We start from the raw sequence: 15,341 nt of genomic DNA, 5'->3' as shown, positions 1-15,341 counted from the left end.
AGAGTTCATGATTTTTGCAATCCCGGCGGGTGTTTGCGCAGCGGTCGGTCTGGCCGGGTTTCTGGCGGCAAAACATCGCGCAAAGGCGGTGCTGGTGACGCTGGCGCTGGTCTGGGCGGGGTTTACCGCCGCGATGGCCTATGGCATGGCGACGGCAACGGGCTGGGACGGGTTGGGCTACTTCCTTGGACTGGCCGGGATCAGCGCGCCGAGCCTTGTTGGATTGGGTCTGGGTGGCATGATCGGCAAGTACAAGAGAGAAGGGCGCAAGGACCATGCGGCTACCTGATGTCAGAGGCACATTAACGCGGGACCGCCCCCTGAACAGCCTGACATGGCTGCGGGTGGGCGGGCCTGCCGATGTGCTGTTTCAGCCTGCGGATGTCGATGATCTGCGCGATTTTCTGCGCGATCTGGACCCGGATGTGCCGGTTTTTCCGATGGGTGTCGGGTCTAATCTGATCGTGCGCGACGGCGGGGTGCGCGGCGTGGTGATCCGGCTGGGACGCGGATTCAATGGGATCGCGGTCGACGGTCAGACCGTGACGGCGGGGGCGGCGGCGCTGGATGCGCATGTGGCGCGGCGCGCGGCAGAGGCGGGTGTGGACTTGACGTTCCTGCGCACTATTCCTGGCAGTATCGGCGGCGCTGTGCGGATGAATGCGGGCTGTTATGGGTCTTATACGGCGGATGTTTTTCAAAGTGCCGAGGTGGTTCTGCGCGATGGCAGTCTTGTGACGCTGGGGCCCGATGACCTGCAATTTGTCTATCGGTCCAGCGCCATGCCCGAAGGCGCGGTGCTGATCAGCGCGACGCTGAAAGGGCCGGAGGGTGATCCCGCGGCGCTGGCGCAGCGGATGGAAGATCAACTGGCCAAGCGGGACGAAACCCAGCCGACCAAGGACCGCACGGCAGGCAGCACGTTTCGCAATCCGGCGGGCTTTTCCAGTACCGGGCAGGCGGATGACACGCATGATCTGAAGGCTTGGAAGGTGATCGACGACGCGGGCATGCGCGGCGCCAAGGTGGGGCAGGCGGTGATGAACGAGATGCACTCGAACTTTCTGACCAATGCCGGTGGGGCGAGTGCAAAAGACCTTGAGGATTTGGGCGAGTTGGTCCGGAAAAAGGTTTACGCTGCCAGCGGGATCACGCTAGAGTGGGAAATTATGCGCGTGGGCGACCGCACGCTCAAAAATCAAGAATAACGGTTCAAAGAACCGGACCCGAGGCAAGGGTCATCGCGATAAAAGACGCTGCGAAAACGGAGCGCTTCAAAAGGTGGTAGGGTATGTCGAGCAGGGCAAACCCGAAAGTTGTGGTTCTGATGGGCGGCCCATCGGCGGAGCGTGACGTTTCGCTGTCGAGCGGTGCGGAATGTGCGGCAGCTTTGCGGGTATCAGGATGTGAAGTGATCGAGGTCGATGCAGGGCCTGACCTTGTCGCGCGCCTGCACGACATTGCCCCGGACGTTGTTTTTAACGCTTTGCACGGCCGCTGGGGTGAAGATGGCTGTGTGCAGGGTGTGCTGGAATGGCTGAAGATTCCCTACACGCATAGCGGTGTCCTTGCCTCTGCCCTGACGATGGACAAGCAGCGCACCAAGGATGTGTACCGCGCGGCTGGCTTGCCGTTCATGCATTCGGTCATTGCCAAGTCGAAGGACGTCGAAGCTGCGCATGTGATGGACCCGCCTTACGTGGTGAAGCCTTTTAACGAGGGATCCTCGGTCGGGGTGTATATCGTGGGGGAATCGGCCAATGGGCCGCCGCAGCTGGCCCAAGAGATGCCTGAGGATGTGATGGTCGAGACCTATGCACCCGGGCGGGAGTTGACGACCACCGTGCTGGACGGCAAGGCGCTGACGGTCACAGATATCGTGACCGATGGCTGGTATGATTATCACGCGAAATACGCGGAAGGTGGGTCGCACCATGTGATCCCTGCGGACCTGCCGCAGGATATTTTTGACGCTTGCATGGATTACGCGGTGCGGGCGCATGTGGCCTTGGGCTGTCGCGGGTTGACGCGTACCGATTTCCGCTGGGACGAGGCGCGCGGGCTGGACGGGTTGATCCTGCTTGAGACCAACACCCAGCCGGGCATGACGCCCACATCGCTGGCACCGGAACAGGCCGCGCATGTGGGCATGGATTTCCCGGCGCTGTGCCGTTGGATAGTGGAGGATGCGTCATGCGACCGTTAACCGCCCCACCCAAGCCGCGCCCGATCAAGGACCCGGCCCCCAGCAAATGGGGCTATCGCTGGCAGCGGATGATGCTGACGCCGGGGTTCCGCAGTGCCATGCGCGTGGGTATTCCGCTGGTGCTGATCGGGGTGATTGCAGCCACCTATTTTTCCAAGGAAGAGCGTCGCGCGCAGCTTGCCATGCAGGTCGCCGCAACCAAGGCGGCGATTCAGCAGCGACCCGAGTTCATGGTGACTGATATGCTGGTCACCGGTGCGGATGAACATATCGTCGCGGATGTGCAGCGGGTGTTGCCGCTGGACTTGCCGGTGTCGTCCTTTGATCTGGACCTTGAGGAAATGCGCGGCACGGTAGCCGCGCTGAACGCTGTCGAAGAGGCGCGGGTGAAGATCGGCGAGGCGGGGACGCTGACCGTCGAGATTACGCCCAGGGTGCCGGTGGCGCTGTGGCGTGAGCGCGGAACGCTCAAGCTGATTGATGCGGGCGGTGTCTTTGTGGGGGTGGTCGAGGCGCGGTCAGACCGGCTTGACCTGCCGTTGATCGCAGGCGACGGCGCGCAGACGCATATCGACGAGGCCCTGGACCTTTTTGCAGCCGCCAGTCCGATCGCCAACCGTGTCCGCGGCCTTGTCCGCATGGGCGAGCGGCGCTGGGACATGGTGCTGGACAAGGGGCAGCGCATTTTGCTGCCCGAAACGGGGGCGATGGCCGCCATTGACCGGGTGATCGCGCTGAACGAGGCGCAAGACCTATTGAAACGCGATGTGGCGGTTGTGGATATGCGCAACCCTGCACGCGCCACATTGAGATTAAGCACAGAAGCAGCGACCGCCATGCGGCGTGTTAGCGAAACGGGGACAGAAGAATAATGCGGGACCTTTACGAGAGCCAGCGGGCGATGCGGAATATGCGCAAGGCAGCGATGCAGCGGGGTGTCATCGCGATTTTGGATGTGGGCACATCCAAGATCGCCTGTCTGGTGCTGCGCTTTGACGGGCCAGAGCAGTTCCGCGAGCACGACGGGATTGGGTCTCTGGCCGGGCAATCTTCGTTTCGGGTGATTGGAGCCGCCACGACGCGGTCACGCGGGGTGCGGTTTGGCGAAGTGGACGCCATGCAGGAAACCGAGCGTGCGATCCGCACGGCGGTACAGGCCGCCCAAAAGATGGCCAATGTGCGCGTTGATCACGTGATTGCCTGCTTCAGCGGCGCGCGCCCCCGGTCTTATGGGTTGGACGGCGCGGTGGACATCGCGGGCGGGACGGTGACGGATGGTGATATTGGTCGCGTGATGGCTGCCGCAGACGTGCCGGATTACGGTGCGGATCGTCATGTGCTGCATGCGCAGCCGGTGAACTTTGCGCTGGATCATCGCAGCGGCATGGCTGATCCGCGCGGGCAGATCGGCAACAAGCTGACCACGGATATGCATATGCTGACGGTGGATGCGACGGTTATTCAGAACCTGTTTTTCTGCATCAAGCGCTGTGATCTGGAATTGGCGGGGCTGGCGTCCTCTGCTTACGTCTCGGGCATTTCATCGCTGGTCGAGGACGAGCAAGAATTGGGCAGCGCCTGTATTGATCTGGGCGGCGGGTCCACCGGCATTTCGGTCTTTATGAAGAAGCACATGATCTATGCTGATGCGGTGCGCATGGGCGGCGATCACGTGACCGGTGACATCAGCATGGGTTTGCAGGTGCCACAGGCCACAGCAGAGCGGATCAAGACGTTCTATGGCGGCGTCGTGGCGACTGGCATGGATGACCGCGAGATGATCGAGATCGGTGGCGATACCGGGGATTACGAACACGACAGGCGGACCGTCAGCCGGGCAGAGTTGATTGGAATCATGCGCCCCCGGATTGAAGAAATCCTTGAAGAGGTGCGGGTGCGGCTGGATGCGGCGGGCTTTGAATACCTGCCAAGCCAGCAGATCGTGCTGACCGGTGGCGGCAGCCAGATCCCGGGCCTTGACGGGCTGGCGGCGAAGATCCTGGGTCAGCAAGTGCGGTTGGGGCGGCCTTTGCGAGTGCAGGGCTTGCCGCAAGCGGCCACCGGCCCTGCGTTCTCGGGTGCGGTTGGCCTGACCCTGTTCGCGGCCAACCCACAGGATGAATGGTGGGACTTTGATATTCCTGCGGACACTTATCCCGCGCGGTCACTGAAGCGCGCGGTAAAGTGGTTCAAGGACAATTGGTAATGGTTAACCAAAGGTTAGTCTGAGCATAGACATCGTCACAATCCTGCCGTATTCGGGAGGGGTAGAATGATTAACGAGGGATGGGTCATGAAGATTTTTGCAGCCGCAGCATTCGCGGTCATGCTGGCGACAGGCGCGCAGGCGGCCGTTGTGGCATCAGGTGTGACGCAGGTGGGCGACACTGGTGGGATCAACGCGCAAGGCGCGGATGTGGCCATCGCGTCAAACAACACCGCCTACAACAACACGCCGACATCGCCGGTTGCTGACTGGGTCTGGATCGGTGATATCAACAACAACAACAATGCGGTCTTTGAATTCGCCTTTGATCTGACGGGTTATGACCTTTCGACCGTATCTTTGTCGGGTGTCTGGGGTGTCGATAACTCTGGTACGATCGACCTGAACGGCACAGTGATTGCAACGCTGACTTTCGGGTTCCCGGCGTTTCAGACGGTGAACAACTACGGTACGATGGACAGCAGCCTGTTCAATGCGGGCGCGAACCTGCTGACGTTCACAGCACTTGATCAAGGTGGCCCCGGTGCGATCCGCGCGACGGCGATTGTGGAAGCCACCGCAGTGCCGCTGCCCGCAGGCGCGCCACTGCTGATCGGTGGTCTGGCGCTGCTGGGCTGGATGCGCAAGCGCAAAGCCTGAGCCATGTGCCGGGTCTGATGGCCCAAAGAATTTGAACCGCGCGCCTGAAAGGGCGCGCGGTTTTTTGTTGGGCTAGAGGTCGTCGCGCCGGTCTTCGGGGATGACGACACCGGCACGGGCTGCGTCGGCGGCGCGGATCATCGCAAGTTGGCCATACATGTTGTTGCGGAAGGTCTTGGCGGATTTGCCCGCAACACCAGAGACCATCTCGGCGATATTGCCGAGGATATTGTCGATCAGATCAAGGAACAACTCGACCGGTTGGGTCAGATGCGGCAGCTTGATGCCGTCAAGGATCAGGTGAAACGCTTTCTTGATCGCTTCGACAATGCCCAGCAGGGCCCCAATCGCAGCGTCTGCCACGGCACCAGGCACTGCGGCAAGATCGTCTAGCAGCTTGTTGAAATCATCCAGCATATCGTCGATCCCGGCTTCGACGAAACTGCCGATGGCTTGCGCAGCACCAAAGGGATCAAGTTGGGCGATGACCTGTTTGAGGCGCGCAAAGAATGAGCGCAACAGCCGGAACAAGAAGTTCTTGAATGCCGCAGCCGTTTGCGCCACGTCATTGGCCCCTTGCGCCTGCAGGGCGTGGACAGAGACGTCCGTCCAGGTGCCGAGCGCTTTTGCAAAGCTTTTCTCGGCATTGGCGAAGGGATCATCTTTGGAGCGTTTGTCAGGCATGGGAATATCCTTGGTCAAAATGGACGTCTGAAATGAATGCCGCAGCCTAGCACAATTTCGCGAACCCGCCAAAACAGAGCAGTTGGCGCGTGACCCACGGGGTGGAATCAGCTAGGTTATCCACAGGGCCCAGAAAGTGGCCAAAGGCAGATAAACGGCGGGGCAGTCGAGCAGACACCCCAGAGAATTGATACGAAAAGCGCCCGCGTGAATGGGGCGTGTTGCGGCCCCGTCTGGCGCTGCAGGATAGTGTTTTGACATTAACGAACCGCTATAACTAGTTGGATCGGCGAAATCTTACCGATGCGGTCGCTTTTGCCCCTATATTTTGTGGATAAATCGTCATTTGCGGGTGACGTTTGGGGCGTGAATCGTTAAGGTCAGCCTAATTTACGAGAATCTGCCCGGTGGGACGGGCCAATAGCGCAGGCGGACTGAGTATGACATTGAACCTCTCTATTCCGGGTCAGGAAGATCTGAAACCACGTATTACCGTGTTTGGCGTTGGTGGTGCGGGCGGCAACGCCGTCAACAACATGATCGAAAAAGAGCTGGATGGGGTCGAGTTCGTGGTGGCCAACACCGACGCGCAGGCGCTGCAGCAAAGCCAGTCGAGCGCCAAGATCCAGATGGGCATCAAAGTAACCGAAGGTCTGGGTGCAGGCGCGCGCGCCACTGTGGGTGCTGCTGCTGCAGAAGAAAGCATTGAGCAGATCGTCGATCACCTTGCTGGGGCACACATGTGTTTCATCACCGCAGGCATGGGCGGGGGCACCGGAACCGGTGCTGCGCCGATCATCGCACAAGCCGCTCGCGAGTTGGGCGTCCTGACGGTGGGTGTTGTTACCAAGCCGTTCCAGTTCGAAGGCGGCAAGCGCATGAAGCAAGCCGAAGAAGGTGTTGAGGCGCTTCAGAAAGTTGTCGACACGCTGATCATCATTCCCAACCAGAACCTGTTCCGTCTGGCCAACGAAAATACCACGTTCACAGAGGCCTTCGCGCTGGCCGATGACGTCCTTTACCAGGGTGTCAAAGGTGTGACGGACCTGATGGTGCGTCCCGGCCTGATCAACCTCGACTTTGCGGACGTGCGCGCCGTGATGGACGAGATGGGCAAGGCGATGATGGGCACTGGCGAGGCCGAGGGCGAGAACCGCGCTGTGCAGGCCGCCGAGAAGGCGATTGCCAACCCGCTGCTGGACGAGATTTCGCTGGAAGGTGCCAAGGGCGTGTTGATCAACATCACAGGTTCGCACGATCTGACATTGTTCGAACTGGACGAAGCCGCGAACAAGATCCGCGAAAAGGTCGATCCAGAGGCGAACATCATTGTCGGTTCCACGCTGGACCCATCAATGGAAGGCGGCATGCGCGTGAGCGTTGTGGCGACCGGCATCGACGCGACCGTCAGCAATGCAGAAACACCGCTGCCACGCCGCAGCATGGCGCAGCCGCTGACCACGCAGGTCAGCATCGAAGGCACAGATGCGCCGGTTGAAGAGATGCCAGCCGTGGCCGCAACTGCAGCCGCAACCCCGGTTGCCGCAGAAGCCGCACCCGAGCCGAGCCTGTTTGAAGGCATCGAAGAGGCACCTGCCGCTTATGAGGCTGACGTAGTACAGGCCGACGACGCGCTACCGCCGCCCGCTTACACGCCGCGCCCGGAGCCGGTGATGGAAGCGCCCGAGACATTCGTCGCACCGCGTGGCGCTGGTGGAACCGGTCAGCCTTCGCCTGAAACGATGGCCCGTCTGGAAGCGGCCGTGCGCCGCGCGCCTGCTGCTGAACGTCCTGCCGCTGCGGATGGGGCTGCGCGTCCTGCTGCTGCTGCACCGGCTGCGGCTGCCGCCGCTGCGGGTGAGGCGGGCAAAGCCCGGTTTGGCATCAACGGGTTGATCAACCGGATGACAGGGTCGGGTGCGGAAGCCGCGCAACAGCCGAGCCGCCAGCAACCACAGGTGACCGCAATGCGCGAGCCGCAGGTCGAGGCAGAGGCCGATCCGGATCAGGAACGCATCGAAATCCCCGCGTTCCTGCGTCGCCAAGCGAACTGACGCCACGTCGAAATCACGAGATTGGGCCGCCTTCGGGCGGCCTTTTCCGTTGTGGAACAAGGACTTGCCGCGCTGCGGCGTGAATTGTGACACGTGTTGCAGTGGATGTTTCAGACCGTTGCAAAGCGTGAATTGAGGTACGGGCACGCGCGCCCTATCTCTGTTGTCAACAATTGCTTAACCAATACGGAACCTAGGCGCGTGATGCAGACAACACTGCAACAAGCTGTGACATTCGACGGGACGGGCCTGCACACGGGTGCGTCCACGCGGATGGTTGTCCGCCCGGTGGGTGGCAATACCGGCATCGTGTTCCGCCGCACGGATGTTGCGGGCCGCGACGGGATCATTCCCGCGTTGTGGAAGCATGTCGTTGTCTCACCGCTGAACACTGAGCTGCGCAATGACGCCGGCACCAGCGTGTCAACGATCGAACACATCATGGCGGCCCTTGCCGGCTGCGGTGTGCATAATGCCTTGGTGGAAATCGACGGGCCGGAAGTGCCGGTCATGGATGGCAGTGCGGCAGCTTTCGTGCGCGGCATTGTCGAGGCCGGTGTGCAACGCCTGCAGGCACCACTTGAGGCGATTGAGATCCTCAAGGAAGTACGCGTCGACGTGGGGCAGGCGCGGGCCGCGCTAACACCAGCGACCAGCCTGCAGATTGATTTCGCGATTGCCTTTGATGATGCGGCGATTGGTGCGCAGCACAAGGTGCTGAACATGGCCAACGGCAGCTTTGTCCGCGAGCTGTGTGACAGCCGCACGTTTTGTCGCGCCGCCGACGTGGATGCGATGCATGCGCAGGGCAAGGCCTTGGGTGGAACGCTGGACAATGCAGTGGTCGTGGATGGTGACAAGGTGCTGACGCCCGGCGGGCTGCGCCACGCAGACGAGGCCGTGCGCCACAAGATGCTGGATGCGCTCGGTGATCTTTATACAGCCGGTGCGCCCATTCTGGGCCGCTACACCGGTGTACGGTCCGGTCATGCGGTCACCAACGCCTTGCTCCATGCGCTTTTCGCGCAACCTGATGCCTGGCGGCGGGTGCAATGTGACCGCCGGATCGCGGCGCGGTTGCCCGGTGTTGGCGTGACCCGCGCCGATCTGGCGGCTGTTGCCTGACCGAAGTGTGACCTGCCAATGCGCCGGAAGGTGCAAAAGGCATTTTGCCCCTGATTTTTCTATGCTAGACCGAACCGCAACAGGGATCGCAACGATCCCGAGAAGACGAGCAGAAATGCGGAGACAGGGCATGTCAGGCAGCAGCTTTCCAGGCAAGACGCCCCGCCGGTTTGTGGCGGTTGCCGCGCTATCGCTGCTGGTGGCCTGCGGTGGGTTCGACCCGCGCGCCGAAGGTGCGTTGGATCAATATACCGCCGAAGAGATTTTCACCCGCGGAGAGGTCGAGCTAGAGAATGGGCAGGCCGATGACGCGGCCTTCTACTTTGGCGAGATCGAGCGGCTATATCCCTATAGCGAGTGGGCGCAGCGCGCGCTGATCATGCAGGCCTTTGCCTATCATCGCGATCAGGATTACCCCAACAGCCGGGGTGCCGCACAGCGGTATCTTGATTTCTATCCCGGCACCGAAGATGCGGCTTATGCGCAGTATTTGCTGGCGCTGTCGTACTACGATCAGATTGACGAGATTGGCCGCGACCAAGGGCTGACCTTTCAGGCGTTGCAGGCGTTGCGCGTGGTGATCGAGCAGTATCCTGACACCGAATATGCCCGCGCATCGGTGCTGAAGTTTGATCTGGCGTTTGACCATCTGGCCGCCAAGGAAATGGAAATCGGGCGCTACTACCTCAAGCGCAAGCATTACACCGCAGCCGTGAACCGGTTCCGCACCGTGGTCGAGGATTTCCAGACTACAAGCCACACCGCAGAGGCGCTGCACCGTTTGGTGGAAAGCTACCTAAGCTTGGGCCTGACGGATGAGGCGCAGACCGCGGGGGCCATTCTGGGCGAGAACTATCCCAGCACGGAGTGGTATCAGGACAGCTTTGCCCTGTTGACCGGGCAGGGACTTGAGGCGCGTTCGGTGGGGAATAACTGGCTGTCGTCGATTTACCGTCAGGTTATACGCGGCGAGTGGTTGTGAGGAGCGGCGGGGCTGACCCCGCCGATGGCCGATGCTGCGCGGACTAGACATACGCGATATGTTGATCATCGACCGGTTGGAACTGGCGTTTCAGCCCGGTCTGAACGTGCTGACAGGAGAGACCGGGGCAGGCAAATCCATTTTGCTGGACAGTCTGGGCTTTGTGCTGGGATGGCGTGGTCGGGCCGAATTGGTGCGTGCCGGGGCGGATCAGGGCGAGGTGACGGCCTGGTTTGATCTGACGGCAGACCATCCTGCACGTGCCGTGCTGGCGGATGCTGGGATCAGCGCCGAGGACGAGTTGATCTTGCGGCGGATCAACACGCGCGATGGGCGCAAAACCGCGTGGGTCAATGACCGGAGGGTCAGCGGTGAGGTGCTTCGGGCGCTGTCGGAGACACTGATCGAATTGCACGGGCAGCATGATGACCGGGGGCTTTTGAATCCGCGCGGGCACCGGGCAATGCTGGACGACTTTGCCGGGTTGGATACGGGAAAGGTGCGCGCGGCATGGCGCGGGTTGGCAGAGGCCCGCAAGATGCGCGAGCAGGCTGCAGCGCGTTTGGCAGAGGTGCAGGCCGAAGAGGAATACCTGCGCCACGCGGTGGCCGAGTTGGATGCGCTGGCACCTGAGCAGGGCGAAGAGGCGGTGCTGGATACGCGCCGCCGGATGATGCAATCGGCTGAAAAGATTCGCGCGGATATTGCCAAAGCGGGTGAGGCGTTGGGGTTGCAAGGGGCCGAGGGCATGATGTCCGATGCCTCGCGCTGGTTGATTGGTGCAGCAGACAAGGCCGAGGGTGCGCTGGACGCAGCTTTGGCCGCGATTGAGCGCGCGATGCTGGAACTGGACGCAGCACAGCGCGGTGTCGGCGATTGCCTGGATGCGTTGTCGTTTAATCCGTCAGAGCTGGAAGACACCGAAGAGCGGCTGTTCGCGATCCGGGGGCTGGCGCGCAAGCATAATGTGCAGGCCGACGATCTGGGCGCGTTTGCCGATGATCTGCGCGCACGGTTGGCAGTGCTGGACGGGGGGGCGGCTGATCTGGCGGCGCTGGATCAGGCCGTCAGCGACGCTGAAGCGGAGTATGACGCGGCGGCCACGACCCTGCACAAGGCGCGCACAAAGGCGGCAAAGGCGCTGGATCAGGCGATGGCGGCAGAGCTTGCCCCGTTGAAGATGGAGCGCGCGGTGTTTGTCACGAAGATCACCGAGGCTGACCCCGGACCAGAGGGGCGCGATGCGGTGGCGTTCACTGTGGCGACCAATCCCGGAGCACCCGCGGGGCCGCTCAACAAGATCGCATCGGGCGGCGAATTGAGCCGCTTTTTGCTGGCGTTGAAGGTCTGCCTGACCCAGGCGGGCGGCGAAACATTGACGATGATCTTTGACGAAATCGACAGGGGCGTGGGCGGGGCCACCGCAGATGCCGTAGGCCGCAGGTTGGTTGACCTTTCGGTCAAAATGCAAGTTCTGGTTGTAACCCACTCTCCGCAGGTGGCGGCACTGGGTGGACATCACTGGCGGGTTGAAAAGCGTCAGGGGGCTGATGCAACCACGTCAACCGTGACGGCATTGGACCCAGATGCCCGCATCGAAGAGATCGCGCGGATGCTGTCAGGGGACCGGATCACCGAGGCCGCGAAAGAGGCGGCACGGGCGCTGATGCCCAAATAAAAAAGGCGCCCTAAGCCCGTTACAGACCCAGAGCGCCCCGTTACTCACGGGCACACACACACCCGAAAACAACTCACGTCAACACCGCACGACCTATGCAAATCGTGCTTTCTGGTCGCGTGGTTCATGAGGGATAAGCCGAGGCCTGATCACCCAGTTCGCAGCACAACCGGACACCCAGAGGTTTAATCTCATGAGGATTTATCTCAACCTGTCAAAAAGAAGGTCAGTTATGTTGACATAACTTGCCGGGATTCATGATATCGGTGGGATCAAGTGCCTTTTTGATCTGGCTCATCACGGCCCATGCGGGGCCATGTTCAGCAAGCATATAAGGCATTTTGCCTATTCCCACGCCGTGTTCGCCTGTCACTGTGCCACCCAAAGCAAGGGCGCGTTCGGTCATCTTGTGGGACAGATTCTGCGCTGCTTGACGTTGGGTCACATCGTTTGGATCGATCAAAAGGATGGCGTGAAAGTTCCCGTCACCCACATGACCGAGAATCGGGCCGGTGATCGGGCTGGCCGCAATCTCGGCCTGGGTTTCGGCAATGGCGTGTGCCAGTTTCGAGATTGGTACGCAGACATCTGTGACGACAGCGGTGGCGCCCGGTTTGCTCGCTAGGATCGCGTAATAGGCGTCATGGCGGATTTGCCAAAGGCGATTGCGGTCTTCGGTGGCGGTGGCCCAGTCGAACCCGGTGCCGCCCATATCTGCGGCAATTTCTCCAAAGGTGGCAACGTCAGCGGCCACGGCAGCATCCGAGCCGTGAAATTCCACCAGCAGGTGCGGCGAGGCGGGCCAGTCCGCGTCTGCGTAGGCATTGACGGCCGCCGCAGAGGCGGCATCAACCAGTTCGATCCGCGCCATTGGCACGCCCATCTGGATCGTGGTGATGACCGCGTCGACCGCATCAGCGACCGTGGCAAAGGCGCAGGTCGCTGCCGCCACGGCCTGTGGCTGGCCGTGCAGCTTGAGTGTCAGTTCGGTGATAATGCCCAGTGTCCCTTCGGACCCCACGAAGAGCCCGGTCAGGTCATAGCCTGCTGATGATTTGCGGGCGCGGCTGCCGGTGCGGATCACTTGGCCATCTGCCAGCACCACCTGAAGCCCCATGACGTTGTCGCGCATGGTGCCATAACGCACTGCCGTGGTGCCCGATGCGCGGGTTGCAGCCATGCCGCCAAGGGCGGCATTGGCACCGGGATCAACCGGAAAGAAGAGGCCCGTGGCGCGCAATTCGGTGTTGAGCGCCTGCCGCGTGAGACCCGGTTGCACAGCGCAGTCCATATCGGCGGCGTTCACGTGCAGGATTTTATCCATACGCGACATATCCACCGTCACCCCGCCGCGCACCGCGAGGCTGTGACCTTCGAGCGAGGTGCCGGTACCCCATGGAATCACCGGACAATCATGGGCGGCGCAGGTTTTGACGATGCGCACGACCTCTGCCGTTGAAGTGGGATATGCCACCGCATCGGGAGGTGTCAGCGGAAAGTGCGTCTCGGACCGGCCATGTAGGTCCAGATCGGACTTGGACAGGCTAAGCCCTTCGCCTAGAAGAGGCTTTAGGGCGGCAATTGCACTTGCGATCGTCATGAATGGGCCTTTGGGCTGTCAATTCGTGGAAGTCTAGAGCAGGGTCGCCGCACGGACCAGAGGCAGGGCAGGTATGAGCCGTACGCTCGCAACGCTGATTGCAGAACTTCGGGGCAGGATTGCCGCCGATCTGCGCAAGGCCGTGCGGGTGATGGTGACCCGTGGGCCAAGCCAGATGCAGTTCTGGTTCATCGCCCTGATTATCGGAATTGCGGCAGGCACAGCAGCCTTGCTGTTCCGGCTGGGGATCACCGCGATCCAGACCACGGTTTACGGCACCGACGATGTGCGGCTGTTGCACAGCTTTGCCGCTGACCTTGCATGGTATCACATCTTGCTGATCCCGGCCTGTGGCGGGCTGATCGTGGGGCTGCTGTTTCACCGGTTCACGCCAGATGCCCGCGTCCGGTCGGTTGCGGATGTGATTGAGGGGGCAGCCCTGCACGAAGGCCGGGTCGAGGTGCGGCAGGGGGCGGTGTCAGCCATTGCCAGCATGATTACCCTGTCTACGGGCGGGTCCACGGGCCGTGAAGGGCCGGTGGTGCATATGGCGGCGGTGATCTCGACCCTAATCAGCCGCACGATCCGCGCAGACGGTGTCACGGGCCGCGATTTGTTGGGCTGTGCGGTTGCCGCCGCTGTTTCGGCCAGCTTCAATGCGCCCTTGGCCGGTGCGCTTTTCGCACTGGAGGTTGTGCTGCGCCATTTTGCGGTGCACGCCTTTGCGCCGATCGTGATCGCGAGCGTGGCGGGCACGGTGATTAACCGGCTGGCCTTTGGCGATGTGACGGAATTTGTGCTGCCCACGCAGAACGCGCTGGCGTTTTATGTCGAACTGCCGGCCTTTTTGATCCTTGGGATTGTCTGCGGCTTTGTCGCTGTGGTGCTGATGCGGGCGATTTTCTGGGCCGATGACTTTGGCAGTTTCGTGCAGGACAGATTGCGCCTGCCAAGGTTTCTGCGACCGGCGGTGGCGGGGCTGATGCTGGGCGGTTTGGCGATCTGGTTTCCGCATATCATCGGCGTCGGCTATGAGACGACGTCTGCCGCGCTGACCGGCAATCTGATCCTGCACGAAGCGGTGGTTTTTGTGGTGCTCAAGGTGGTGGCCGTGGCGATCACGATGGGCGGGCGCATGGGCGGCGGGGTCTTTTCGCCATCACTGATGGTGGGCGCGTTGACGGGCCTTGCGTTTGGCATGATCGCGACAAGCGTATTCCCCACGGTATCGGGCGAGGGCACGCTCTACGCATTGGCGGGTATGGGTGCGGTGGCCGCCGCCGTGCTGGGCGCGCCGATCTCGACCACGTTGATCGTGTTCGAGCTGACCGGTGACTGGCAGACCGCGATGGCGGTGATGGTCGCGGTGTCGTTGTCCACGGCGCTGTCAACGCGGCTGGTGGATCGGTCATTCTTTTTGACCCAGCTCGAGCGGCGCAATGTGCATCTGGCCGCCGGACCGCAGGCCTATTTGCTGGCGACCTTCCGGGTCGCCACGATCATGCGCCCACGAGATGATGCCCGCGCAGCACCAGAGACGGCCTGCTGGGATCTGGTGGGCGAGGGGGTCTATATCGACGGCAATGCCACGCTGGAACAGGCCATGCCCTTGTTCGAGACGGGCGGCCATCGGTTTATCCCGGTGGTGACATTGGGCGGCGAAGATAACCCGCCAGAGCTGTGGGGCGCGCTGTTTCAGGTGGATGCCTTGCGCGCGATGAACAAAGCCTTGGCCGAGACCGCGCGCGAAGAACACTCCTGAAGTCTAGACCTCTTCCACGGCGACCTTTGTGGTGTAAAACGCCAAGTGGTCCTTGATCTGGGCGACGGCGTCTTTTGGTGCTTCGTAAGACCATGCGGCGTCTGCGATCGGGCCGCTTTTGGCGACCAGCGTGAAATAGGTGGCGGCACCTTTGAACGGGCAGGTTGATGTGGTGTCCGAAGGGTCCAGAAAGGCCATGGCGATATCTTCCCGCGGGAAATAGATGACGGGGGGATAGTCGCCTTCGGTCAGTTCCAGCGCGCGGGTCGATTCGCCGATGACAGCGCCTGCGGCACGCACGACCCATGTGCCTGTGGCGGGGCGTATCTTGATATGGTCGGCCATGCGATCCTCCTATGATGTGTTCAAGCTGTCGCGTCTTTT

The 15,341-nt window shown here is 61.5% G+C and carries 14 protein-coding genes; 11 read left to right on the top strand and 3 right to left on the bottom strand.

Features of this window, described 5'->3' with window-relative positions; genetic code table 11:
- Positions 1–7: 7 nt before the first annotated feature.
- The 6 genes from AB3Y40_RS10220 (at position 8) to AB3Y40_RS10195 (ending at position 5,072) form a co-directional block, all read left to right on the top strand.
- On the top strand, positions 8–289 hold the full coding sequence (locus AB3Y40_RS10220) for a hypothetical protein (protein ID WP_369438685.1): 282 nt from the start codon (positions 8–10) through the stop codon (positions 287–289).
- Positions 276–1,208 (top strand): UDP-N-acetylmuramate dehydrogenase, encoded by a 933-nt coding sequence (gene murB / locus AB3Y40_RS10215; protein ID WP_369438684.1) that lies wholly within the window; start codon positions 276–278, stop codon positions 1,206–1,208. Before AB3Y40_RS10220 ends, murB begins: the two co-directional genes overlap by 14 nt.
- Positions 1,209–1,291: 83 nt before the next feature.
- On the top strand, positions 1,292–2,206 hold the full coding sequence (locus tag AB3Y40_RS10210; protein ID WP_369438683.1) for a D-alanine--D-alanine ligase: 915 nt from the start codon (positions 1,292–1,294) through the stop codon (positions 2,204–2,206).
- A complete protein-coding gene (locus AB3Y40_RS10205; RefSeq protein WP_369438682.1) occupies positions 2,194–3,078 on the top strand; it encodes a cell division protein FtsQ/DivIB in 885 nt (294 codons plus the stop codon). The genes AB3Y40_RS10210 and AB3Y40_RS10205 overlap by 13 nt, the downstream gene beginning before the upstream one ends.
- Entirely contained in the window at positions 3,078–4,412 is a 1,335-nt protein-coding gene (gene ftsA / locus AB3Y40_RS10200; RefSeq protein WP_369438681.1) for a cell division protein FtsA, read from the top strand. Before AB3Y40_RS10205 ends, ftsA begins: the two co-directional genes overlap by 1 nt.
- Before the next feature lie 87 nt (positions 4,413–4,499).
- Positions 4,500–5,072: a VPLPA-CTERM sorting domain-containing protein gene (locus tag AB3Y40_RS10195; RefSeq protein WP_369438680.1), complete on the top strand. Its 573-nt coding sequence runs from the start codon at positions 4,500–4,502 to the stop codon at positions 5,070–5,072.
- A 72-nt stretch (positions 5,073–5,144) separates the two neighbouring features.
- Here the strand turns inward: AB3Y40_RS10195 and AB3Y40_RS10190 are convergent, their stop codons facing one another.
- Positions 5,145–5,756 (bottom strand): hypothetical protein, encoded by a 612-nt coding sequence (locus AB3Y40_RS10190; RefSeq protein ID WP_369438679.1) that lies wholly within the window; start codon positions 5,754–5,756, stop codon positions 5,145–5,147.
- 440 nt (positions 5,757–6,196) lie between these two features.
- Between AB3Y40_RS10190 and ftsZ the strand changes: the two genes are divergently transcribed.
- The 4 genes from ftsZ to recN all read left to right on the top strand — a co-directional run bounded on the left by ftsZ (position 6,197) and on the right by recN (position 11,595).
- Complete coding sequence (gene ftsZ / locus AB3Y40_RS10185) at positions 6,197–7,810, top strand: cell division protein FtsZ (RefSeq protein WP_369438678.1); 1,614 nt, start codon at positions 6,197–6,199, stop codon at positions 7,808–7,810.
- A gap of 204 nt (positions 7,811–8,014) precedes the next feature.
- A complete protein-coding gene (gene lpxC, locus AB3Y40_RS10180; RefSeq protein ID WP_369438677.1) occupies positions 8,015–8,935 on the top strand; it encodes a UDP-3-O-acyl-N-acetylglucosamine deacetylase in 921 nt (306 codons plus the stop codon).
- A 130-nt stretch (positions 8,936–9,065) separates the two neighbouring features.
- Positions 9,066–9,917, top strand: coding sequence for an outer membrane protein assembly factor BamD (locus AB3Y40_RS10175; RefSeq protein WP_369438676.1), 852 nt, complete (start codon positions 9,066–9,068; stop codon positions 9,915–9,917).
- A gap of 31 nt (positions 9,918–9,948) precedes the next feature.
- Complete coding sequence (gene recN, locus AB3Y40_RS10170; protein WP_369438675.1) at positions 9,949–11,595, top strand: DNA repair protein RecN; 1,647 nt, start codon at positions 9,949–9,951, stop codon at positions 11,593–11,595.
- Positions 11,596–11,821: 226 nt separating this feature from the next.
- Here the strand turns inward: recN and AB3Y40_RS10165 are convergent, their stop codons facing one another.
- Positions 11,822–13,195 (bottom strand): FAD-binding oxidoreductase, encoded by a 1,374-nt coding sequence (locus tag AB3Y40_RS10165; RefSeq protein ID WP_369438674.1) that lies wholly within the window; start codon positions 13,193–13,195, stop codon positions 11,822–11,824.
- A gap of 73 nt (positions 13,196–13,268) precedes the next feature.
- Between AB3Y40_RS10165 and AB3Y40_RS10160 the strand changes: the two genes are divergently transcribed.
- Entirely contained in the window at positions 13,269–14,957 is a 1,689-nt protein-coding gene (locus tag AB3Y40_RS10160) for a chloride channel protein (RefSeq protein WP_369438673.1), read from the top strand.
- A 3-nt stretch (positions 14,958–14,960) separates the two neighbouring features.
- Here the strand turns inward: AB3Y40_RS10160 and AB3Y40_RS10155 are convergent, their stop codons facing one another.
- Positions 14,961–15,302, bottom strand: a complete 342-nt coding sequence (locus AB3Y40_RS10155) for a DUF427 domain-containing protein (protein ID WP_369438672.1) — start codon at positions 15,300–15,302, stop codon at positions 14,961–14,963.
- Positions 15,303–15,341: the final 39 nt, after the last annotated feature.

The organism is Yoonia sp. R2331 (genome assembly GCF_041103235.1).
In the GTDB taxonomy this organism is placed as follows: domain Bacteria; phylum Pseudomonadota; class Alphaproteobacteria; order Rhodobacterales; family Rhodobacteraceae; genus CANMYO01.
This window is presented reverse-complemented; position numbering and strand designations above follow the sequence as displayed.